This is a genomic window from Terribacillus saccharophilus (genome assembly GCF_046592895.1).
Lineage (GTDB): Bacteria > Bacillota > Bacilli > Bacillales > Amphibacillaceae > Terribacillus > Terribacillus saccharophilus_D.
In genome coordinates this window covers 1-20,636 of the sequence record NZ_JAWVPU010000003.1, presented here as the reverse complement: position 1 = coordinate 20,636, position 20,636 = coordinate 1, and the positions used below count along the sequence as shown (strand labels likewise).

Genomic DNA, 20,636 nt, shown 5'->3' with positions numbered 1-20,636 from the left:
AGGCGTCTATAAAATGGAACAACGACATTGATTCTAGTAAATTATTTTTTTGCAAAACAATTAAGACCCAAACAAAATTTGGGCTCATAATCTATAAATATAACAGATTCTCATAAAAAAGCAAAATGGGAATGATATCCGCAAAAAAAAAGAGTGCATCAGCACTCTTTTTCATGAAGCATCCGTTGTCTGTGAATCAATTGGCTGCTGGTGCTTCCATTGCTTGTACGCCGAAACATCCTGCTGTATCTGCTTGAATGTAAATGCGATGAGAGCAACATCATCCAAAAGTCCGCCCGGGATGAAGTCCGGAACAAAGTCGATCGGACTAAGGAAATAAAGGAAGGTTGCAGCTATCATGAGCAAGGACTTTTTCGGCAGCTGGCTGTAAGCGCCTTTGCGCCAGTCACGGAGCATGTCCACCATCAGCTGCAAGTCAGACCAGATTTCTGCAAGTTTCCCTTTATTATCTGTCGCTTTCGTAGATACATTGGCAAGGAGCTCCTTCGATTTTTCCTTATCCTGCAGCAATGCCTTCGCTTTTGGTGTATAAGCATGCCGTTTTTCCAGGAGCTGTGATAAGTTCCATTTCATAAGGTGTGCCTCCTTGTGAGCTTCTCTTCTCTATTATGAGGAACATTTCTTCGTCATGCAAGGAAGGGCTCTCAATCTATTTTTTTTACAAGTACGCGGTAGCGTTCCGGCAACGAATCCTTGGCCTTTACTTCCTGCATGAAGGATTCTGCCGCTTCATATGTGTCAAAAGTGAATACTTCCCCGTCCTGTCCGACGAACTCGAGCTTCACTTGATTTGAGTCGATTGCGATGACTTTGAACATAGTGCTCTCCTTTCAATATAGGCAGCACCATCCGGCACTGTCAAAAAGAGCTGAGGTTCTTAGGATTTCCAGCTCGAATGATACATTATGATGACATGATTCAATAAAAATCAATGGTTCGCTTTATCCATTATAAAGAAAGAGAGCCTCGAGAGGAAGTGGGAACATGTTAAACGGGGAAAAGCAGGCAGCGGGGGCTGCCTGCTTTTCTGCTGATGTTAGAAATTAAGTGGAAAGACGAACGAAATATGCGGAAGGTATAGGTGTTAGAAAACACATTTTTCGTTCTCATTACTATAAACGGAAAGCACGACCGATTGGTTTCATTTTTTAAAAGAAAAATTTCGGAAGGTTTAAGTTCGAAGGGCAACAGGAATAGTCCTTCAACTACGAATAAAGGAGATTGGTACCATGCAAGCAGTCACGTTCCAAGGTAAGGAAAATATCGAGGTCAAGTCAGTCGAAGCACCGTCCATTAAAAATCCGACAGACATGATCGTTCGTATCACAGCTACAGGTATTTGCGGATCTGATCTGCATCTGTATCACGGAGGGATCACTCCTGAGAAGGATTACATCATCGGTCACGAACCGATGGGAATCGTCGAGGAAGTCGGATTGGATGTGAAGAACTTGAAAAAAGGCGATCGTGTCGTCATCCCATTCAATATCGGATGCGGCGAATGCTTCTACTGTACACACCAGATGGAAAGCCAATGTGACAACTCAAATGAAAATCCGCATACAGACGCTGGAGGATTATTCGGTTTCGCAGATCAGTTCGGTGACTATCCTGGCGGCCAAGCAGAATATTTACGAGTGCCATTTGCGGATTTCACTTCTTTCAAGGTACCGGAAACAAGTGAACTGAAGGATGAAAGTGTCGTCTTCCTTTCAGACGTCATTCCGACAGCTTATTGGAGTGTGGAAAACAGCGGCGTCAAAAAGGGTGATACAGTCATTATCCTCGGAGCAGGTCCAATCGGTCAGATGGCTCAGAAATTCGCATGGCTCAAAGGTGCTGAGCGAGTCATTGCAGTCGATAATGTGCCCCATCGCCTGGCACATGCTAAACGCATGAACAATGTGGAAACATATGATTTCTCCAATAACCCGGAAATTGGCTCGCTGCTTCACAGCGATACCAATGGCGGTGCCGATGTTGTGATCGATTGCGTCGGTATGGATGGTACTGTGCCTGAAGGTGTCCAGTTCGGATCAGAGCATGATAACCAATTCGGTACGATACAGCCAATCGTAACAGCAAGCGAAGCAGTGCGGAAATTCGGTACTGTACAGCTGACAGGTGTATATGGTACAGAAGCAAATGGCTTCCCGATCGGCGATTTCTTTACACGCAATGTGACGCTCACAATGGGACAGGCACCAGTCATCCACTTGATGCCTAAACTGTATCAAATGGTGGAAGAAGGTGTATTCGACCCAACAGACATCATCACACATACAATGAAAATCAGTGAAGCGAAAGAAGCATATAAGATATTCGACGAAAAGACGGATAATAATATCAAAGTCCTATTGAAGCCATAAAGAAAACAGGAGCTGCGAGATGCAGCTCCTGTTTTAATTTGTCTTGGTTTTCTCTTCATATAGATGCGATCTCTTTTTGAACCAATGGAAGATATGTGTGACGATGACTTTCAAAATTGCATACCCCGGGACAGCTAAGACAACGCCGACGACGCCGAATAGATTACCAGCAGTCAAAATCACGAAAATGATCGTGATTGGATGGACACGAATATTGCGCCCCATGATTTGCGGTGTAATCAGTTTTCCTTCGACTAACTGAACGATTGTCCAGACAACGATCAGTTTCAATAGCATGAAAGGCGATGTGACAATTGCGATGATGATGGCAGGTGTAATGGCGATCGCTGGTCCGAGATATGGAACGACGCTGGTGAACGCTGCGATGACAGCGAGTACCGGGGCGTATTCAAGACCGATGATCAAATAGCCGATATACAGCAGGATACCAATGACAAAGCTGACAATGATCTGACCGCGTATGTATGAACTTATTTGATGATTCATTTCCGACATCACTTCAAAAGTCTGGCTTCTAAAGCGTACTGGAAGCAGTTTTAAAATATAGACAGGCAGTTTCTTGCCATCCTTCAGTAAATAGAAGAGGATGAAAGGAACTGTCACGATGGCGATGATCACTTCCGTTACGGCACCGACGAAGCTCGTCAGGTTCGAGAAAAAGTTGTTTAGTAGGCTTGTTCCGCGCGTCTGCAATTCATTCAGGATTTGATTGAAATCAAAATTTCCTGATTGCTGAATCTGATTGACGATATTACTTCCTGTTATGGATTGAACCATCTCAACCCCTTGATCGAAATATTCTGTGCTATTGTTGATCAGACTTAATGTCTGCTCTTTCAAGACAGGTATGACGGAGACAATGAGAATGGTCAGCAAACCGATGATGACAAGGTAAAGGACTATGATGGAATAAATACGTTTAACACGTTTTTTCTCCAAGTAATTGACGATCGGCACAGTCAAGTAATAGACGATCCCAGTTAAAATGATGGGCAATATCACAGTTTTCACTATAACGACAATAGGCGTGAAAATGAATGATACGCTTGAATAGACCAATATATTCAGTCCGATGATGAAAAGAATCAGCATCGCGATGACAAATTTATTATTCAGGAAGAATTTTTTGAATTTCCCCTGTGTGGTGCGCTGCATATCTGGCATGGCAAACCTCTCCTCTTTTGGCCCTCTGTTCCGTGATTCTAGTGTTCTATCATTATAGCCTAATATAAAGGCTTATAACCGTTATATTTATTTTAATCCTATGTATCGAATTAATCTACTCATGAACTTCATCATGACAGGTATTAGGATCAATCTGAGTATCTGTATGATTATCAACATAGTTATCAACATCCATAACCTTTAAAAAAAGATAAAAATGAGACTTATGCACATTATCCACAACGAATGGAGGGAGGTTTGTGCACAAGTCGGTAAGGGTGATTCCATCATTGCTTTCGTTTTGCTGGAATGAGAATTTATAATATTTGTTCCAGTGCTTCAGATAAATTGGAATAGCGGAACTGATATCCATTCTCGAGTGCTTTCTTTGGGTAAACGCATTGTCCTTCCAGTACCAAGGTGCTCATTTCGCCCAATGCTTTTTCGATCACTGGTGCAGGTGCTTTTGTCCAATAAGGGCGATGCAGCGACTTGGCAAGTGCCCTGCTGAAATCTTTGTTTCGGCGAGGCGATGGGGCAGTGATGTTCAGCGGTCCTTTGATCGACTCATTTTCGATTGAGTGAATAATCATGCCCGCAGCATCCTGGACGTGGACCCAAGACAGCCATTGTTCGCCGCTGCCGATTTTTCCGCCGGCGAAATAACGGAAAGGCATCTGCATCAGCGGCAGTGCGCCTTTGTCCCCCAAGACGATTCCAAAGCGTGCAAGGACAGTACGAACGCCGAGGTCTTCTGCTTGTTTCGCTGTTTCTTCCCAATCATATGTCACCTCAGCGAGGAAATCATGCCCGCGTTTTTTCGTATCCTCTGTAAAAGCGTCCTGTACACTGGTGCCGTAGTAGCCAACAGCAGATCCGCTTACGAATACTTTCGGTTTTTTTGTCATCTTCCCGATCATATCGACAAGTGTTTCGGTAGCCTCCAATCGGCTGCTCCGTATTTGCTCTTTTTTCTCTTTCGTCCATTTGCCGAAGAGGCTTGTACCGGCTAAATTGACAACTGCATCTATAACTGGGAGCTCTGCAAGGGGATTGAAACCTTTTTTCAGCCATCCTACATAAGTGACTTGCTTTGTATCGATTTTTTTCTCGGGCGAACGAGTCAGAATGTATACATGATGCCCCTTTTCGATGAGCGATTCTGATAGTTGCTTCCCGACGAAACCTGTTCCGCCGCTGATGATGATATTCATTTGGATTCCTCCTTTTATAACTGAAGCTTACGATTTTGAAAGTTGCCGATTCGTGATAGAATAGAGACACAAGAGGTGTCGAATATGGTGAAAATCACAAAAATCACGACCCAGAAAAATACAATCGGACGTTATAACATTTTTATTGATGATGGGAAAGGTGAGAAGTTCGGCTTTGGTCTTGATGAAGACGTCCTGATCTCAAGCGGTATCACGAAAGGACAGGACATATCCGAAGAAGCGCTGCAATCCATCATTGAAAAAGATGCTGCTCATAAGTGTTTTACCCTAGCTTTACAATATTTAAGCTACCGGATGCGTTCAAAAAAAGAAATCAGAACGTATTTACTTAAAAAGGAACAGAACCCCTCACATGCCGAAGAAGCATTGAACAGGCTGGAGGAGCAAGGGTATGTGGACGATGCTGCATTTGCTAGTGCATTTGTCCGGACGAAGGTGAATACAACGAGCAAAGGACCGCTTGTCATTCGAAAAGAATTGCAGGAAAAGGGCATCACCGGAATCATTGCGGATCAAGCGATGGCCTATTATACGTTCGATAAAGAGCTTGAGAAAGCAATCAAGCTTGCCGGCAGTAAATTGCACACGAAAGCGAAGAAATCGCATCACGAGAAAGTGCAGCAGGCTCAGCAGCAATTGATTTCCAAAGGATTCTCCAGTGCCGCTGCCAGGGAAGCTGTCTCATTGGCGGATGCAGAACAGGACGCCGATTCCGATGCGGAACTGGACGCTGTCCGATATCAAGGGGACAAGTTTTGGCGCAAATATGCACAAAAAGCGGAAGGCTACGAACTATATCAAAAAGTCAAAATGGGGCTTTACCGAAAAGGTTTCCCGATGGAACTGATTCAGAAGTATATAGAAGAAGCGAAAGAAAAAGACCTTTAGAAACGGAAAGCTGGTGCGAAATGCAACTACGTTATAGTGACTTGACAGTGGAACAGCTGAAAAATGAGATGAGACAGCTGAAGATCCAGCAGCAAAAAGCAGAACAGATGGGGAATTTCAGTGAATATCAGATTCTTGAGCGTAAGCGGCAGATGGCCAAGGCTTATACAATGAATCCAGATGATTTCAAGCCTGGCGTGACGTATGAGATAAAAGGTGACAAATCGCATGTCTTCACGATTGATTACTTGAACGGTGTCTTTGCCTGGGGACATCGCCGCAGAGGCAGTGAAAAGGGTGAGGATCTGGAAGCTTTGCCGATCAGTGTACTCGGCAGGTCGACTATGTAATTGCCTCGGCTTTAAAAGCCGAGGTATATTTTATCTGCGGTTTTTCTTGACTGCTTGAGTACGGATGATGATATCAGTCTGTGTTTGCTGTGTTTCCCCATTCACCTGGTTATTCGCATGCTTCGCAGTGGCGCGGGGGGACTGAATAACGGAATTGATGGTACCTGTTCTGGAAAAACGATCAAACTTGGACATTTATCTGCCTCCTCAAGTTTAAGTGCTCCGCAGTGATTTCTAGTTTGTGCAGGTTATTTAAGAATATGTTGGTTTAATGATGGAAAGGAAGAAGAATGGATGGAAAATAAATTCCGTGAGCTTGCGGCACTTTTGCAGCAGCAAAACGAGCGTCTGACAATGGATGAGTCCCGGACATGGGTCGAAATCCTATGGGAGGATTTTGAAGCAACCCGTGCCAAGGCCGGACGTAAATATCAAGGGCAGGATATGACAGAATCAATCGTGCGCCAGTGGATACAGCATTATGGACCGAGGCTGGATGAGTTTTTGGAACGAAATCCAAAATATCACTATTTATTCAAGCAACGCCGACAACAATGAAAAAAACCTGGAGACTGCATATCTCCAGGTTTTATAATGCGGATGGATTGTCATCGGTGACGAGTTTCCGCTGCAGCTTCTGTTCTGAAAAAATCCAGCCGGTGTAGGAGCTCATCACTTGATGATTATCATCGATTTGTACGACTGCCTTGAATGGATAATGCTGTGCACTGTTGTGATAACGCAAATCGATCAGTCGCAGCTCGGTGAAATCATCATACAAATTGACTTCCCATGTGAACACAGGAGAAAAGCTTAAGAAAGCCGCAATATTCTTATCTTCCCTGGCCACTGCCATCAGCTTGCTGTCAGGCAATGGCTTTCTTTCGAATTCATCGATGATGCGAAGCTGCCAGTTCTCCACTTTGCCGACGTAAAAACGATCTGGTGCCGTTATGGCAACACGCCAGAATGCCTGCTTCATCGTCGGGGAAGTGGCAATGATCTGCGCGTCGGGAATCTTTGCTTTCACTTGTTTTATGATCCGACGCTTATCCCAGTAACGCTTCAGATAGTACAAGACAAGAATACCGTAAATGACGATGAAAGTCGGACCAGGCTCCAAGCCAATCAGCCAAAGTCCGATACCGATCAGATGCATCGTAAAGATGAAGGGGTCAAATGTGTTGATGAACCCGTATGCGACCCATCTTCTGGTGAAAGGCCGATAAGCCTGTGTGCCGTAAGCGTTGAATACATCGACGAATACGTGCAATACGACAGCGCCGAATGTCCACAGCCATAGATGCAGATAATTGACTTGCGGTTCCAGCACAAACAGCAGCAGGGAAATCGCCAATCCCCACAGTATGACAGCGGGGATTGAATGCGTGATTCCCCGGTGATTTCGTAAATAAGAAGCATTGTTTCGTAATTTCAGTACTGTATCAAAATCGGGTGCCTGTGAACCAAGGATCGTGCCCGCAAGCACGGCATTGAATAAAACAGGATCTTGGTGAACTACAGGATCAAGTGTGGCCAGCCCTCCGAGGGCTATCCCCATGACAATATGGGTACCAGTGTCCATGGATGTGTCCTCCTTCTGATGAAACCAAACCACCTAATACATTTAATATTGTAACACGGAGTGTGAGTGATTTTGCAATTAGACGATCTACATGTTAAGTTTCAGCATTTTTCGATAGATTTATTTCAGAATGATTTAATTAATTGGTTCCAGCAGGAAAAACGATCGCTGCCATGGCGTGAAAATCGGGATCCGTACCGGATATGGGTATCGGAAATCATGCTCCAGCAGACAAAAGTGGATACGGTGATCCCTTATTTCCATCGATTCATGGAACGATTCCCGACCATACAGGCATTGGCCGAAGCCGACGAGCAAGACGTTTTAAAAGCATGGGAAGGCTTAGGATACTATTCCCGGGCCAGAAATCTTCAAACTGCAGTCCGTGAGGTGGCCGAGATCCATGCTGGTAAGGTGCCGGATGATGTAGAGCAACTTGGAAAACTCAAAGGTGTCGGTCCGTATACAAAAGGCGCCATTTTAAGTATTGCTTACGGAATCCCGCAGCCAGCCGTCGATGGCAATGTGATGCGGGTTTTATCGAGGATCCTGCTGATCACAGAAGATATTGCCAAGCCTAAAGCGAGGAAGATCTTTGAAGCGGCAGTCGGGAAAATGATTTCCAAAGATGATCCGTCATCTTTCAATCAAGGCATGATGGAGCTTGGAGCCTTGATTTGCACACCGAAAAAGCCCGCTTGCATGTTATGTCCTGTACAGGAGCATTGTGCTGCGTACCAGCAAGGTCTGCAAGAAGAACTGCCAATCAAGTCAAAAGGCAAAAAGCAAAAGACGATACCTTATCTTTCTGTCATCGTCGAAAATGAACAAGGCGAAGTACTCATCGAGAAAAGACCTGAGGAAGGGCTGCTTGCGAATTTATGGCAATTTCCGATGGTTGATGCAAGCGACGTTTCCCTGGAGCAGTTAGCGTACTGGTTTCAGCTCGAATACGGGATGAAAATCACGCTGGAAGAGACGCTACAGCCTGTCCGGCACATCTTTTCCCATATCATTTGGGAGCTGATTGTCTTGCGTGCCAAAACGAAAGATGATGCAGCCGAGAATGGCCGGTTCGTTGCGCTGACAGATATCAATGACTATCCTTTCCCTGTTCCGCACCAGAAAATCTTGCAGCAAATACATGTGCAGGATTGAAGTCTAAGGCTTTTTCATCTTTTTTGGATAACAACGTCACATTCTGGAGATAGTAATGTGGCGGAGGTGATAACGATGAACAAAAAGACTCAATCTGGTACTGATGTAAACCACGTAAAACAACAAAACCAGCAGTCTCGTCAAGGCGGTTCCGGCCAATCATTCGGAACTGAGTTTGCTTCTGAAACAGACGTACAGCAGGTTCAACAGCAGAACCAGCAGTCTCGTCAGAAAGCAAAAGGCGGTTCCAGCCAATCATTTGGAACTGAATTTGCTTCTGAGACGGATGTACAGCAAGTTCAGCAGCAAAACCAACAGTCCCGTAAGTAAAAAGACGGATATTGTCTGAATTGTTACTTTCGTACGAACGGAGCCCTTCAGCGCACGCTGGGGGGCTCTTTTGTCGATGTCTGGGCAAGAATCAGCGTTTTTCATTTCCATTGTGTCTGAAATATCTTTATAATAAAAAGAAACGTTTTACATATAGGACAATAACAAAGGAAGGAAGATTCGCATGGCTGGCCCAGAGGCAGGAACGAAAATTCAGATACACAGCTACAAACATAACGGCCAGCTCCATCGGGTTTGGGAAAGCAGCACGGTATTGAAGAGCACAGCAGAAGTTCTGATCGGTGCCAATGACCGGACGATGGTCACAGAAAGCGACGGTCGGACATGGATCACTCGAGAACCAGCCATTGTTTATTTCCATGCGAAGCACTGGTTCAATATAATCGGTATGCTGCGCACTGATGGTATTTATTATTATTGCAATATCAGTTCTCCGTATGTATATGATGGGGAGGCGCTGAAGTATATCGATTATGATCTGGATATCAAGATATATCCTGATATGACGTTTACACTGCTGGATGAGGATGAATTCAATGTACACAAGCGACAAATGAATTATCCGCCCGAAATCGAACGAATACTATGGAGTCAAGTCGATATTCTGATCAGTTGGATCAGACAAGGAAAAGGGCCGTTTTCCCCTGATTTCATCGATACATGGTATGAGCTGTTCCTAACCTACAGATAAATAACATAAGCTATGGATCCTTGCCGGAAGCGGCAGGGATTTATCATTGTGCACAACAGAGAGGTGATATGTGTTGAGCAGTACGAGACGGTATTTACATTTTGTGAAACCGTATAAATGGAAAATTATTTTTACTATTATAATCGGTGTCGTGAAATTCGCGATACCATTGCTGATTCCGCTTATCTTAGGGTATGTTGTCGACCATGTCGTCAATGCGGATATGTCTACAGCTGACAAGCTGCATCGGCTATTCTGGCTGCTGGGCGGTTCGTTGATTGTCTTTCTCATTTTACGTCCGCCAATCGAATATTACCGGCAATATTTGGCGCAATGGACAGGGAACCGGGTGCTCTATGACATCCGGAATCAGCTGTTCGATCACATTCAGCGTCTGAGCCTTCGCTTTTATTCCCAAACGAAAACCGGAGAAATCATTTCCCGTGTGATCAACGATGTCGAACAGACAAAAAATTTCATCATGACGGGTCTGATGAATGTGTGGCTTGATTTGGCCACGATCGCCATTGCGGTCGCCATCATGTTCACAATGGATGTATCGCTCACATTGGTGGCGATTGTCTTGTTCCCTGTATATGGTGTGGCCATCAAGTATTTTTATGAGCGTCTCCGCAGTTTGACGAGGAAACGTTCGCAAGCTTTGGCAGAAGTGCAAGGACATCTGCATGAACGGGTGCAAGGCATCCCGGTGACGCGGAGTTTTGCGCTGGAGGACTATGAACAAAAACTGTTTGATACGCAAAACCGCAACTTCCTCGATAGTGCCATCGAGCACACAACCTGGAATGCCAAAACATTCGCTGTGACAAATACAATCACTGATTTGGCTCCGCTGCTTGTCATCGGGTACGCTGCTTATGAAGTCATCCAAGGAAATCTGACATTGGGTACGATGGTTGCTTTTGCCGGATTCATGGATCGTGTGTACAGCCCGCTCCGCCGACTGGTGAATTCATCGACAACATTGACGCAAGCAGTCGCATCCATGGACCGGGTCTTCGAATTCATTGATGAAAAATACGATATTGAAGATAAACCTGCAGCAGCGAAAATGACAAAAGTAGATGGAAATGTATCATTTGAAAATGTTTCTTTCCGCTACAGTGAGGGAGAAGAACTTGTACTAAAAGACATCTCGCTTGATGTCAAACAAGGAGAGACCATCGCTTTTGTCGGAATGAGCGGTGGAGGAAAGTCGACCATCGTCAGTCTCATTCCGCGGTTCTACGATGTATCAAATGGCCGCATCACCATTGATGGGACCGATATCCGTGATGTACAGTCACGTTCTTTGCGGGATAAGATCGGGATGGTGCTGCAGGATAATATCCTGTTCAGTGAATCCGTCGAAATGAATATAAAACTCGGCAGACCCGAAGCTACACATGAAGAAGTAGTGGCAGCGGCCAAAGCGGCCAACGCCCATGACTTTATCGAGAATCTGCCGGAGGGATATGAAACACTTGTGGGAGAACGCGGCGTCAAGTTATCCGGAGGACAAAAACAGCGGATCGCCATTGCCCGTATCTTCTTGAAAAATCCGCCGATCCTCATTCTTGATGAAGCAACATCGGCACTCGATTTGGAAAGTGAACATTTGATCCAGGAAGCGTTCGAGAAGCTGGCAGCAGACCGGACGACCTTCATCGTAGCCCATCGCCTGGCAACGATTACGCATGCAGACCGAATCGTCGTCGTGCAAAATGGTGAAATCGTCGAACAAGGTTCGCATGTCGATTTGATGGCTCTTCAAGGCAATTACTTCAATCTGTATCAGATACAGCATTTGGATGAAGATTCTGGAACATTGCGCACAACAGAAAAAGGATAGATGGACAGGGAGGACCTGTTTATCTATCCTTTTTTGTGATGTCTCATTTGATTTGTCATGGATCTTTAAATAGAAGATTGAGAGACTGCTTTTATCACAATAACCAAATTCCAAATGTAGTAGAAAGCAAAAGTCCGATAATGACTGGTAAAAAACATTGCCGCACTAATTCCATCACCGGCACTCGTGCGAACCCGGCAATCGCGACAATGGAGGACCAGGCGATCAATGTGCCGCCGCCAACCCAAACCGCTCCCATTTGCCCGATTGCTGCAAGTGTTGAGGCATCCATGCCGACAGCGGGTGCGAGGGCACCCGAGAGGGCTCCGACGAGAGGAAGCCCGGAAAAACCTGAACCGTCCAGCCCAGTTACCATACCGACTATCAGTAAACCGAATCCGGCGAAAATCGGATTCTCCGGAATATAATGCTGACCAGCCTCAACTAAATCAAAGAGAAAGGAAGGAGCCTCAGCAGCATCTTCCAGACCGAATATCCGGGCTGATATCTCGCCGCTTCCCAAAAAGAAGAAACCTGCAATCGGAATGACTGGTCCCATTGCCCGAAAAGCAAAGGTGAAGCCATCTATCAAGTGCTCACTCACATTATGCAAAGACTGTTTCCAATTGTACGCGATCGCTGCGGCGATCATGAGAAGGATAGCCGCACCACCGATTAAAGCAGCACCGGCCCCGCCCTCAAGAGACGCGGTATTGCTGAAAGCTGTATATGCCATGTAGATGACGACAACAAGAAAGACCGCGGGCACCAGAATCGCAAATAAGATACTGAGCTTCGTGTTTTTTTCTGTGTGAGCTTCACTGGACGCTTCGTTCCCATTCCATTTTTCCAGATGTGCAATGGAAGGCGAAGTGATTTTTTTTCGAATGCGGAAGTATGCGAGCAGCAAGGCTGTGATACCAGTAATAAGCGATAATATAAGCGCTTTGTCTGCCACCTCGGCAGTTTCTACACCAGCTGCCGAAGCGCTCAGCATCGGTGCGATTTTAATGACATAGTCAGCAGAAAGCGCCATCCCTTGACCGGCAATCGCCATTGCCACACCAGTCGCCAGTGGCGGCAGCCCTGCTTTGATAGCAACTGGGAGCAGAATTGCACCAACAAGCGGCACTGCAGGTGTAGGCCAAAAGAATAGGGAAATACAGTAGGTGATGAATGCCAGTACCCAAAAGGACGTATGACCGTTTGTCATGATATAGCCGAAAGGGCGAATCATCCGTTCATCAGCCTGAATTGCTTTCAAAGACTGCAAGAGTGCAGTCATGATGGTAATGATCAAGAAGATATTGAATAGTTCCGAAGCAGCTGTCAAACTTGCGCTGAAAGTTGCCTGCAGCCCCTCCACAAGTGATCCCGAGTATGTCCAACCCACTAAGAACGTCATCACTAATGCAGGTACCAACACATTCTGGCGAATAAGCATTGTTAAAATAATCAAAAGTGTTCCTGCCAGATACATCCAATGAGCCATCGTCAAGTCGGTCAAGCAGGTTCCTCCTTCATCTGATCATGTGCCATAGCCTATGTAAGGGGGAAGGATCTGGTGCTGCTTAACGGAATCAAATCTGCGCAACTAATTCAATAGTATAAAAAAGGATCTCCATCATGATGCTTTGGTGATGGAGATCCTTTTTGATAGGAATTTGTTTTAATGCTGCATAATAAAAAAAGTACATCACTGTTGCGCGTGATGTACTTATTCTTTCGGCATGACTACAGTCGAGTCTTCATTATGATACTTCAAGTAACTATTCAATAGCCGTTTCAATCTGTCCAATTCCCGGTGGTATTCCATCAGGCGCGATGCGAGCGGAAGGAAGATCATTTTTTCCTTATTCTCTTTGTTTTCAAAAACATGGATGAGCAAGTCCACAAGTGCCGGTATATCTGGGTCAAGTGTCTCGCGGATATTGCTGTCTTCCTGCTGATGCTTGATTCGTCCCATGGCGCTGAGAATCAGCTTTTCATGTGACATGATCGCTTTATCGAGTTCCTCGACAAAGGTATCGCTTGATCGTGTCGGAAGCTCTGACATTTTTTCACCAAGCTCATAAACTTCCTTGAGTATGCCGTGAGACTGCTTCAAGGTTGTGATGAGCTGGCGGATGACGACCAACTTGCGGGCTTTTACCAGCTTTTGTTTTTTTGTGTACGTTCGTTCTTCTTTAAAGCGGATATAAATCTCGTCAATCTTCTTGATTTCGGATTCGATCCTGCTTATTTCATCCTTCAGTGCAGGCTGGTCCGACCAATTGCGGGTTGCGACACGCAGCCATTGCAGGATCTCTGTACTGAATTGATCGATTTTCTGCAGAAGTACAACTTCATACTTAGGCGGAAGGAAGAAAAGGTTCACGAAGAATGCGGATAATATGCCCAATGTAAGCGTTGAAAATCGCAATAAGGCAAAAGGCAGGAAATCCATGCCGCTTGTATTCTCCATGACGGAAACGAGTGAGACGATTGCAATGACACCTTCCCGTATCTTCAAGCTCACACATAACCCGATCGTCAAAATAGCCGAGACGCCGATGATGATAGGTTCCGTTCCGAATGTGTAGAACATTGCAATGGCAACGACAAGACCGACAACATTCCCTTTTACTTGATCCATTAGTCCGATATAAGTTTGATAAACAGACTGCCGCATCGATAATGCAGCGCCAATTGCTGCGAATACCGGCGTCAGGTTGAGCCAAGTTGCTGCATATAAGGCAATCGTGATTGCCACGCCAGTCTTAAGCATTCTGGCACCAAGTTTCATTTCTTGGATCCTCCGATCTTTCCTTGAAAACTATTCTATATGATGTTACACGAATGCACCGAGATAATAAAGTATTAACTGAATAATATTTCAAAAGAAAAAAGGCATCAGCGAAAAACGCTGATGCCTTTTAGGTTACCCTTATTTCATTTGTTCAAAGCTTGTTTTTACCGCTTCCAGTGTACGATCGATGTCTTCTTCTGTGTGAGCGGTCGTGATGAACCATGCTTCATACTTAGAAGGAGCCAAATTGATGCCTTGAGCCAGCATCAGCTGGAAGAATTGCGCGAATTTCTCACCATCAGAGGCAGATGCTTGTGCATAATTGGTTACTTTCTCATCCGTAAAGTAAACGGCAAGTGCACCTTTCAAGCGATTGACAGTGATCGTCACGCCAGCATCCGCCGCGTGCTTGATGATCCCCGCTTCGAGTTTAGCGCCCAGTTCCTCAAAGCGATCATACACACCTGGCTGTTTCAATACTTCCAGGCAAGCAATACCTGCTGCCATGCTGGCAGGGTTTCCGGCCATTGTACCAGCTTGATATGCAGGACCTAAAGGAGCTACTTGATCCATGATTTCTTTTTTACCGCCATAAGCACCGATTGGCAGACCGCCGCCGATGATTTTGCCCATCGCTGTCAAATCCGGTTCGACGCCTAGCAGCTGCTGCGCGCTGCCGTAAGTGAAGCGGAAAGCTGTGATGACTTCATCGTAAATGACAAGTGCACCTTTGGCATGGGCATATTCATTTACTTTCTCAAGGAAGCCGGGCTCTGGCGTTACGATACCAAAGTTTCCGACAATCGGTTCGACGAGGATACCAGCTATCTGATCGCCCCATTTTTCCAAAGCGTCGTGCAATGCTTCCGGATCGTTGAATGGAACAGTGATCATGTCTGCTGCAATGGCTGCAGGGACACCGGCAGAGTCAGGAGTTCCAAGTGTGGAAGGACCTGAACCTGCTTCCACGAGCACGGGATCCGAATGCCCATGATAGCAACCGGCAAACTTGATCAGCTTATTCCGGCCAGTATAGGCACGGGCCACACGAATCGTCGTCATGACTGCTTCTGTACCGGAGTTTGTGAAGCGGACTTTATGCAAGGAAGGGATTGCTTCTTTCAGCATTTGGGCAAACTGGTTTTCCAAACGTGTCGGCGTTCCGTACAATACCCCATTTTGGGCAGCTTTGGTGATGGCTTCTGTAATATGCGGATGCGCATGCCCTGTGATGATTGGTCCGTATGCTGCCAGGAAGTCGATGTACTTGTTACCATCCACATCCCAGAAGTAAGCTCCTTCTGCTTTCTCCATATATATAGGTGAGCCGCCGCCGACTGCTTTGAATGAACGGGAAGGGGAATTCACACCACCGACGATATGCTCCTGTGCTTCTTTATGTAATTGTTCTGATTTTGTCTTATTCATAATAGGTAAACCTCCGTTAATTTCTCTCTTTAAGTATAGCACACGCTCGCGTGCCAACGAAAAATGCGGCTTGCTGGACATAGTTGGGACATGCCTCTCGTAAACTGATAATGCGGAGGGATGAGCATGTTGTTTATATTGGTGATTGCGATATTCATTGCCTTGGTTGGCTGTATGTATTCATTTTTCAAACACGAGGTGAAATCCTCCTCGATATTTTCCATTGATTTGTTTTTATCTTTGTTGTTTTTATATGTGAGTGTGATGCTCGCTTTTGGATTGATTTATTTTATCCTTTCTATTGAAGGGATTGTCCTTGCAGAAGGCGGGGACTTGATTGATTCCTCACTGGCAGGTTCGCTGCTGCACTCCATCTACTTCAGCGGCGTGACACTCCTGACTGTCGGTTATGGCGATATCATTCCTGTTGGTGTCGGTCGTTTCCTAGCATTGATAGAGGCGCTGATCGGCTATTTGCTGCCGTCCGGACTTGTACTGAAAGTATGGCAGCATACAGTGGTCAGGCAGAAAATGAATGGTGAAGGAGATTAGTTGTACTTGTGTGTGAAATCGGATACGCTAGGACATATCAGAAACCTGAGGAGGCCTATCCATGACAACCGAAATTGGCAAAGCAGCACCTAGCTTCACCCTGCCAGCGACAAATGGTGATATCGTATCGCTGCAGGACTTCAAAGGAAAGAACATCGTGCTTTATTTTTATCCGAAAGATAATACACCAGGCTGCACGACAGAAGCATGCAGTTTCCGCGATAATCATGAAAAATTCACTGATTTGGATGCAGTCATCATCGGCGTCAGCCCGGACCCAATCGAAAGCCATGAAAAATTCATCAATAAATTCGATCTTCCATTCCTATTGCTTGCAGATGTGGACCATGCTGTAGCAGAGGACTACGAATGCTGGAAACTGAAAAAGAACTTCGGCAAAGAATACCATGGCATCGAACGCTCTACTTTCATCATTGACAAAGAGGGGAATCTCCAAAAAGAATTCCGTAAAGTGAAAGTAGACGGACATACAGAGGAAGCACTGCAATTCATTCGTGAAAATTTGCAGTGAGGTTTACGGCTCAATGTATAAGCATTGAGTCGTTTTTTTGTTATGGCGGAGGACGGTATGGAATAAGCTATGCTCCTTTTATAATTCCGAAGTATCGTGACAAGCGCATATACCGGTGGAATCTGCGCGCATATAGTACAGTATGAAACCTCCCCTACATGATACTGGCTCAGGTGTAAAACGCCTGGGCTTTTTTTATGGAGGATGTTACTTCTCGCGGAGAAAGAAAAAACGTTATAGTAGGAGTAGAACCAACAAACACTTTTGGAGGGGATACATATGCAAGTCCTTGTAGCGGTGAAATTAAGTGAGAAATTGAAACGGCATTTCGAAAGCTCTTATCCAGGTGTGACATTCCAGTTCAGTTCTTCCAAGGAAGAAACAAGGGAATTGGTGAAGGAAGCGGAAGTATTGGTTACAGACGGACATGGAGCCGATGAAGCATCACTGCAGACAGCGAAAAAGCTGAAGTGGATCATGGTCATTTCTGCAGGAGTAGATTATTTACCTTTACAAACAATCGCGGAAAAAGGAATCATGCTGACAAATGCAAACGGCATTCACCGTATCCAAATGGCGGAATATGCAATCTCGTCCATTCTGGCAGTAGCACGTAAAGAACGTGAGTATTTGAAAAAGCAAGAAGAACATGTGTGGGATAAAGATTTGATGATAGATGAGATCACAGCAAAGAAGCTTGTCATCGTCGGAGCTGGGGCAATCGGTCAGGAAGTGGCCCGTTTAGGGAAGGCTTTCCGCATGCATACAATTGGCGTCAGCCGAAGCGGCTCTGCTAAAGAGCATTTTGATGAAACGTATAAACAAACCGATATCGAAACGGTTCTGCCTTATGCGGATTATTTGATTTCCATCCTGCCAAGTACAAGAGAAACGAAATACTTCTATAAAGAGAAGCATTTTGACTTGATGCCAAAGCACGCCGTATTCCTCAATATGGGACGGGGAGACGCAGTAGCGACTGAGGTATTGCTGGGTGCGCTGAATCAAGGGAAAATCAAGGCAGCTGTGTTGGATGTGTTCGAAGAAGAACCGCTGCCTCAAAATCATCCATTCTGGGATCATGAGCGTGTTATCGTTACGCCCCATATGGCAGGTAATACACCTTACTACACAGAACGTGCAATGGAAGTCTTCGACAAGAACCTAGCCGTTTACACAGAAGAAACAGCTGAAAAGCAATTTATAATTAATATTGATTTGGATAGAGGATACTAATGAAGATTTATACAAAAACAGGGGATAAAGGTGAAACCTCTCTTATCTACGGTACACGGGTGCCTAAAAACCATCCTCGGGTCGAAGCGTACGGCACTTTGGATGAAGCAAATGCAGCAATCGGGACAGCAGTCAGCCTGATGACCGTGGAAAATGTTGCTTTCCGTAAATCGCTTGAGCATGTGCAGACACTGTTATTTCATGCAGGTGCTGAGCTTGCCACGCCGCAAGATAAGGAAGTGCGATGGAAGCTTACGGAAAAACATATAGCTGACTTGGAGTCGGAAGTCGACCGATGGACAGAAGAACTTCCCCCATTGAAACAATTCATCTTGCCGGGAGGCTGTCCGAGTGCTGCTGCCCTTCATCAAGCGCGGACAATCGTACGACGTGCCGAAAGATTGATCGTTTCGATGGAAGAGGGGACACGGAGTGAACATATCATTCGCTTCATCAACCGTTTGTCGGATCATCTTTTCGTGGCTGCCAGGTTTGCTAATCGCCTGCATGAGACAGAAGAAATACTGCTTGCCCCGGATATTTAAAGCAAACAATGTGTTTTTTATTGACAAGATCAGGGAGTGCCCTTTACAATTTAGAAGAAGTATAATGTAATAATAGTCATCGTTTAGACGATTGTTTTATTTACAAGTGAAAGCGAGGTGCATGGCGGTGTCTGAACAGAGATTACAAGCAGCAGTGGAGCGACTAAAAGAATCTGGCGTCAGAATTACACCACAGCGTCATGCGGTGCTTGAGTTCTTGCTGAATTCCAAGATCCATCCTACCGCTGATGATATATATCGAGCGCTGGAGGATAAGTTTCCGAATATGAGCGTAGCGACAGTCTATAATAATCTTCGTGTGTTCCGTGAAAACGGATTGGTGCGGGAGTTGACTTATGGGGATTCCTCCAGCCGATTCGATTGTGATACAGAAGAGCATTATCACTTGATTTGTGATCAATGCGGGAAGATTGTCGATTTCCATTACCCAAGTCTTTATGAAGTAGAGAAGCTCGCTGCCCAAGTTACAAACTTCGATGTGACACATCATCGTTTGGAATTATACGGGACGTGCCCGGATTGTCAGCAAACAACCAAGCATTAACCTCGAGCGGAGTTTTTCTATAGATGGAACATGCCTTTATCACGTTTGTGATGAAGGCTTTTCTTTTGTCAGTTAAAAAAGGATTCTGGAGAAATATGTTGAATTACTACTAAAATATATAGAATTACAGCGGAGGGATTGCCTTGGAGAACATTCTTCGTCCGATTTATCAAGAACGTGCTAGTATGCCGAATACATTGGGGATCATCCTGATCGAGAAGACGGGACCGGTAAGTCCGACAACAGATAATTTTGATGTGATTTTACTGGTGATTGTCAAGAAGGCTGACGAACCTTGGTTCACGAAACATTACAGTTATGAAGGAAGGATTGCAGCGATGCATATCGTCGAGGAGTCGCTGCTTCAGTATTGGATTGATACTAGTACATATCGGCGGGCGGTTGAATGGATCTTTGAAGGCAAAGTCGTGTTCGATCGTAATGAGTATATCGAGAATCTAAAAAAAGAACTGGCCGGTTTTCCTTATGAGAAACGCAAGCTGAAGATGACGATTGAATTTGCAAAATTGATCAGTGCCTATGCTGAAACGAGGAATCTTCATGACAGCGGGCAGTATCTCGATGCGTATACTCGAATGGTCCGCTGTTTGCATTATCTGGCTCGACTGTCCATCATCGAAAAAGGACATCATCCGGAAGTAACCGTTTGGAATCAAGTGCGTAGAATAGATTCAGAAGTATATAAGCTTTGTGAAGAATTCATTCAAAGTAAAGAAGAAACGGATCAGCGCGTGCAGCTTATGCTGCTTGCTGTCAACGTAGCCATCAATGCGAGATCCCACTCCGCAGCAGAGCATCTGCTGCGTGTCATGCGAATGAAAGATGAGGCATGGACTTTCGGTGAATTGAAAAACAGACCGGAAGTGGAAGCATATGCTGGTGACTTGAGTGCACTCCTGAATTATCTGGAGGAAAAGGAAATCATAGAAGCAGAGCTGACGGAGACAAAAGGCAAAGCACTGTATCATCGTGAATATAGAATCAAAGAATTATGATACAAAGGCGGAGGGGGATAGTTGCAGTCCAGCTTCGGTTATTCTCTTCTGAAAGCCTTTATTATATATGGTGCTGGCATTTTATCTATGGTAAGCTGTTCTAGCCTTTTCTATAAGGTAAAGTTCGATATAACTTTTTTATAAAAAATCTATTGACGGTGATTCTGTGCCGTGTTATATTTATATGCGTCGCCAAGAGAGCAATAACGGCTGACGAAAAGAAAAGAAAAAACATGTTGACAATGAAAGTTGAAACATGATATGATGTTCTAGTCGCCAAATGAGCGGC

23 protein-coding genes are annotated in these 20,636 nt (G+C 45.1%); 14 read left to right on the top strand and 9 right to left on the bottom strand.

The genetic code is table 11. The annotated features are described in order from the left end of the window. Window positions 1–171: 171 nt before the first annotated feature. Together SFC66_RS10960 and SFC66_RS10955 are read right to left on the bottom strand one after the other, a co-directional pair. Entirely contained in the window at window positions 172–594 is a 423-nt protein-coding gene (locus SFC66_RS10960; RefSeq protein ID WP_411218765.1) for a YkvA family protein, read from the bottom strand. 71 nt (window positions 595–665) lie between these two features. Next, window positions 666–839: a hypothetical protein gene (locus tag SFC66_RS10955; protein ID WP_411218764.1), complete on the bottom strand. Its 174-nt coding sequence runs from the start codon at window positions 837–839 to the stop codon at window positions 666–668. 411 nt (window positions 840–1,250) lie between these two features. Between SFC66_RS10955 and SFC66_RS10950 the strand changes: the two genes are divergently transcribed. After that, on the top strand, window positions 1,251–2,390 hold the full coding sequence (locus tag SFC66_RS10950; protein ID WP_411218763.1) for a zinc-dependent alcohol dehydrogenase: 1,140 nt from the start codon (window positions 1,251–1,253) through the stop codon (window positions 2,388–2,390). A 33-nt stretch (window positions 2,391–2,423) separates the two neighbouring features. On the opposite strand, the gene SFC66_RS10945 is transcribed toward SFC66_RS10950, so the two are convergent. Together SFC66_RS10945 and SFC66_RS10940 are read right to left on the bottom strand one after the other, a co-directional pair. Continuing rightward, entirely contained in the window at window positions 2,424–3,575 is a 1,152-nt protein-coding gene (locus tag SFC66_RS10945; RefSeq protein WP_411218762.1) for an AI-2E family transporter, read from the bottom strand. A gap of 317 nt (window positions 3,576–3,892) precedes the next feature. Continuing rightward, window positions 3,893–4,789 (bottom strand): TIGR01777 family oxidoreductase, encoded by an 897-nt coding sequence (locus SFC66_RS10940; protein WP_411218761.1) that lies wholly within the window; start codon window positions 4,787–4,789, stop codon window positions 3,893–3,895. An 84-nt stretch (window positions 4,790–4,873) separates the two neighbouring features. Here SFC66_RS10940 and recX point away from each other — a divergent pair, with 84 nt between their 5' ends. Both recX and SFC66_RS10930 read left to right on the top strand, forming a co-directional pair. Continuing rightward, on the top strand, window positions 4,874–5,698 hold the full coding sequence (gene recX / locus SFC66_RS10935; protein ID WP_411218760.1) for a recombination regulator RecX: 825 nt from the start codon (window positions 4,874–4,876) through the stop codon (window positions 5,696–5,698). A 20-nt stretch (window positions 5,699–5,718) separates the two neighbouring features. Beyond that, complete coding sequence (locus tag SFC66_RS10930; protein WP_411218759.1) at window positions 5,719–6,048, top strand: YfhH family protein; 330 nt, start codon at window positions 5,719–5,721, stop codon at window positions 6,046–6,048. Window positions 6,049–6,078: 30 nt separating this feature from the next. On the opposite strand, the gene SFC66_RS10925 is transcribed toward SFC66_RS10930, so the two are convergent. Beyond that, the gene (locus tag SFC66_RS10925; protein ID WP_411218758.1) at window positions 6,079–6,243 is read right to left on the bottom strand and encodes a YpzG family protein; all 165 of its coding nucleotides are present in this window, start codon (window positions 6,241–6,243) and stop codon (window positions 6,079–6,081) included. Between the two features lie 99 nt (window positions 6,244–6,342). Here SFC66_RS10925 and SFC66_RS10920 point away from each other — a divergent pair, with 99 nt between their 5' ends. Continuing rightward, complete coding sequence (locus SFC66_RS10920) at window positions 6,343–6,606, top strand: YfhJ family protein (RefSeq protein WP_411218757.1); 264 nt, start codon at window positions 6,343–6,345, stop codon at window positions 6,604–6,606. A gap of 31 nt (window positions 6,607–6,637) precedes the next feature. Here the strand turns inward: SFC66_RS10920 and SFC66_RS10915 are convergent, their stop codons facing one another. After that, a complete protein-coding gene (locus tag SFC66_RS10915; protein WP_411218756.1) occupies window positions 6,638–7,633 on the bottom strand; it encodes a metal-dependent hydrolase in 996 nt (331 codons plus the stop codon). A 69-nt stretch (window positions 7,634–7,702) separates the two neighbouring features. Here SFC66_RS10915 and mutY point away from each other — a divergent pair, with 69 nt between their 5' ends. The 4 genes from mutY to SFC66_RS10895 all read left to right on the top strand — a co-directional run bounded on the left by mutY (window position 7,703) and on the right by SFC66_RS10895 (window position 11,685). Beyond that, a complete protein-coding gene (gene mutY, locus SFC66_RS10910) occupies window positions 7,703–8,791 on the top strand; it encodes an A/G-specific adenine glycosylase (RefSeq protein ID WP_411219108.1) in 1,089 nt (362 codons plus the stop codon). 66 nt (window positions 8,792–8,857) lie between these two features. Beyond that, entirely contained in the window at window positions 8,858–9,121 is a 264-nt protein-coding gene (locus SFC66_RS10905; RefSeq protein WP_411219107.1) for a gamma-type small acid-soluble spore protein, read from the top strand. A 184-nt stretch (window positions 9,122–9,305) separates the two neighbouring features. Then, window positions 9,306–9,833: a nucleoside tri-diphosphate phosphatase gene (gene ntdP, locus SFC66_RS10900; RefSeq protein WP_411218755.1), complete on the top strand. Its 528-nt coding sequence runs from the start codon at window positions 9,306–9,308 to the stop codon at window positions 9,831–9,833. A gap of 73 nt (window positions 9,834–9,906) precedes the next feature. Continuing rightward, the gene (locus SFC66_RS10895; protein ID WP_411218754.1) at window positions 9,907–11,685 is read left to right on the top strand and encodes an ABC transporter ATP-binding protein; all 1,779 of its coding nucleotides are present in this window, start codon (window positions 9,907–9,909) and stop codon (window positions 11,683–11,685) included. A gap of 94 nt (window positions 11,686–11,779) precedes the next feature. Here SFC66_RS10895 and SFC66_RS10890 read toward each other — a convergent pair whose 3' ends face one another. From SFC66_RS10890 to SFC66_RS10880, 3 genes are all read right to left on the bottom strand, one after another. Beyond that, on the bottom strand, window positions 11,780–13,192 hold the full coding sequence (locus SFC66_RS10890) for a hypothetical protein (protein WP_411218753.1): 1,413 nt from the start codon (window positions 13,190–13,192) through the stop codon (window positions 11,780–11,782). Between the two features lie 210 nt (window positions 13,193–13,402). Then, window positions 13,403–14,470, bottom strand: a complete 1,068-nt coding sequence (locus SFC66_RS10885) for an FUSC family protein (RefSeq protein WP_411218752.1) — start codon at window positions 14,468–14,470, stop codon at window positions 13,403–13,405. 141 nt (window positions 14,471–14,611) lie between these two features. Further along, on the bottom strand, window positions 14,612–15,901 hold the full coding sequence (locus SFC66_RS10880) for a glutamate-1-semialdehyde 2,1-aminomutase (protein WP_411218751.1): 1,290 nt from the start codon (window positions 15,899–15,901) through the stop codon (window positions 14,612–14,614). 126 nt (window positions 15,902–16,027) lie between these two features. Between SFC66_RS10880 and SFC66_RS10875 the strand changes: the two genes are divergently transcribed. The 6 genes from SFC66_RS10875 (at window position 16,028) to SFC66_RS10850 (ending at window position 20,347) form a co-directional block, all read left to right on the top strand. After that, window positions 16,028–16,453: a potassium channel family protein gene (locus SFC66_RS10875; RefSeq protein ID WP_411218750.1), complete on the top strand. Its 426-nt coding sequence runs from the start codon at window positions 16,028–16,030 to the stop codon at window positions 16,451–16,453. A 61-nt stretch (window positions 16,454–16,514) separates the two neighbouring features. After that, complete coding sequence (bcp, locus tag SFC66_RS10870) at window positions 16,515–16,985, top strand: thioredoxin-dependent thiol peroxidase (protein WP_411218749.1); 471 nt, start codon at window positions 16,515–16,517, stop codon at window positions 16,983–16,985. A gap of 279 nt (window positions 16,986–17,264) precedes the next feature. Further along, window positions 17,265–18,221, top strand: a complete 957-nt coding sequence (locus SFC66_RS10865) for a D-2-hydroxyacid dehydrogenase (RefSeq protein ID WP_411218748.1) — start codon at window positions 17,265–17,267, stop codon at window positions 18,219–18,221. Beyond that, entirely contained in the window at window positions 18,221–18,766 is a 546-nt protein-coding gene (locus tag SFC66_RS10860; RefSeq protein ID WP_411218747.1) for a cob(I)yrinic acid a,c-diamide adenosyltransferase, read from the top strand. The genes SFC66_RS10865 and SFC66_RS10860 overlap by 1 nt, the downstream gene beginning before the upstream one ends. A 121-nt stretch (window positions 18,767–18,887) precedes the next feature. After that, a complete protein-coding gene (perR, locus tag SFC66_RS10855; protein WP_411218746.1) occupies window positions 18,888–19,331 on the top strand; it encodes a peroxide-responsive transcriptional repressor PerR in 444 nt (147 codons plus the stop codon). Window positions 19,332–19,474: 143 nt separating this feature from the next. Continuing rightward, a complete protein-coding gene (locus SFC66_RS10850; RefSeq protein WP_411218745.1) occupies window positions 19,475–20,347 on the top strand; it encodes a nucleotidyltransferase-like protein in 873 nt (290 codons plus the stop codon). The last annotated feature ends 289 nt before the right edge of the window (window positions 20,348–20,636 follow it).

Excerpts from the sequence above, each read along its gene's own strand:
- SFC66_RS10960 (WP_411218765.1), bottom strand. The coding sequence starts at position 594 with ATGAAATGGAACTTATCACAGCTCCTGGAAAAACGGCATGCTTATACA.
- SFC66_RS10955 (WP_411218764.1), bottom strand. The coding sequence starts at position 839 with ATGTTCAAAGTCATCGCAATCGACTCAAATCAAGTGAAGCTCGAGTTC.
- SFC66_RS10950 (WP_411218763.1), top strand. The coding sequence starts at position 1,251 with ATGCAAGCAGTCACGTTCCAAGGTAAGGAAAATATCGAGGTCAAGTCA.
- SFC66_RS10945 (WP_411218762.1), bottom strand. The coding sequence starts at position 3,575 with ATGCCAGATATGCAGCGCACCACACAGGGGAAATTCAAAAAATTCTTC.
- SFC66_RS10940 (WP_411218761.1), bottom strand. The coding sequence starts at position 4,789 with ATGAATATCATCATCAGCGGCGGAACAGGTTTCGTCGGGAAGCAACTA.
- recX (WP_411218760.1), top strand. The coding sequence starts at position 4,874 with ATGGTGAAAATCACAAAAATCACGACCCAGAAAAATACAATCGGACGT.
- SFC66_RS10930 (WP_411218759.1), top strand. The coding sequence starts at position 5,719 with ATGCAACTACGTTATAGTGACTTGACAGTGGAACAGCTGAAAAATGAG.
- SFC66_RS10925 (WP_411218758.1), bottom strand. The coding sequence starts at position 6,243 with ATGTCCAAGTTTGATCGTTTTTCCAGAACAGGTACCATCAATTCCGTT.
- SFC66_RS10920 (WP_411218757.1), top strand. The coding sequence starts at position 6,343 with ATGGAAAATAAATTCCGTGAGCTTGCGGCACTTTTGCAGCAGCAAAAC.
- SFC66_RS10915 (WP_411218756.1), bottom strand. The coding sequence starts at position 7,633 with ATGGACACTGGTACCCATATTGTCATGGGGATAGCCCTCGGAGGGCTG.
- ntdP (WP_411218755.1), top strand. The coding sequence starts at position 9,306 with ATGGCTGGCCCAGAGGCAGGAACGAAAATTCAGATACACAGCTACAAA.
- SFC66_RS10885 (WP_411218752.1), bottom strand. The coding sequence starts at position 14,470 with ATGAAACTTGGTGCCAGAATGCTTAAGACTGGCGTGGCAATCACGATT.
- SFC66_RS10880 (WP_411218751.1), bottom strand. The coding sequence starts at position 15,901 with ATGAATAAGACAAAATCAGAACAATTACATAAAGAAGCACAGGAGCAT.
- SFC66_RS10875 (WP_411218750.1), top strand. The coding sequence starts at position 16,028 with ATGTTGTTTATATTGGTGATTGCGATATTCATTGCCTTGGTTGGCTGT.
- bcp (WP_411218749.1), top strand. The coding sequence starts at position 16,515 with ATGACAACCGAAATTGGCAAAGCAGCACCTAGCTTCACCCTGCCAGCG.
- SFC66_RS10865 (WP_411218748.1), top strand. The coding sequence starts at position 17,265 with ATGCAAGTCCTTGTAGCGGTGAAATTAAGTGAGAAATTGAAACGGCAT.
- SFC66_RS10860 (WP_411218747.1), top strand. The coding sequence starts at position 18,221 with ATGAAGATTTATACAAAAACAGGGGATAAAGGTGAAACCTCTCTTATC.
- perR (WP_411218746.1), top strand. The coding sequence starts at position 18,888 with ATGGCGGTGTCTGAACAGAGATTACAAGCAGCAGTGGAGCGACTAAAA.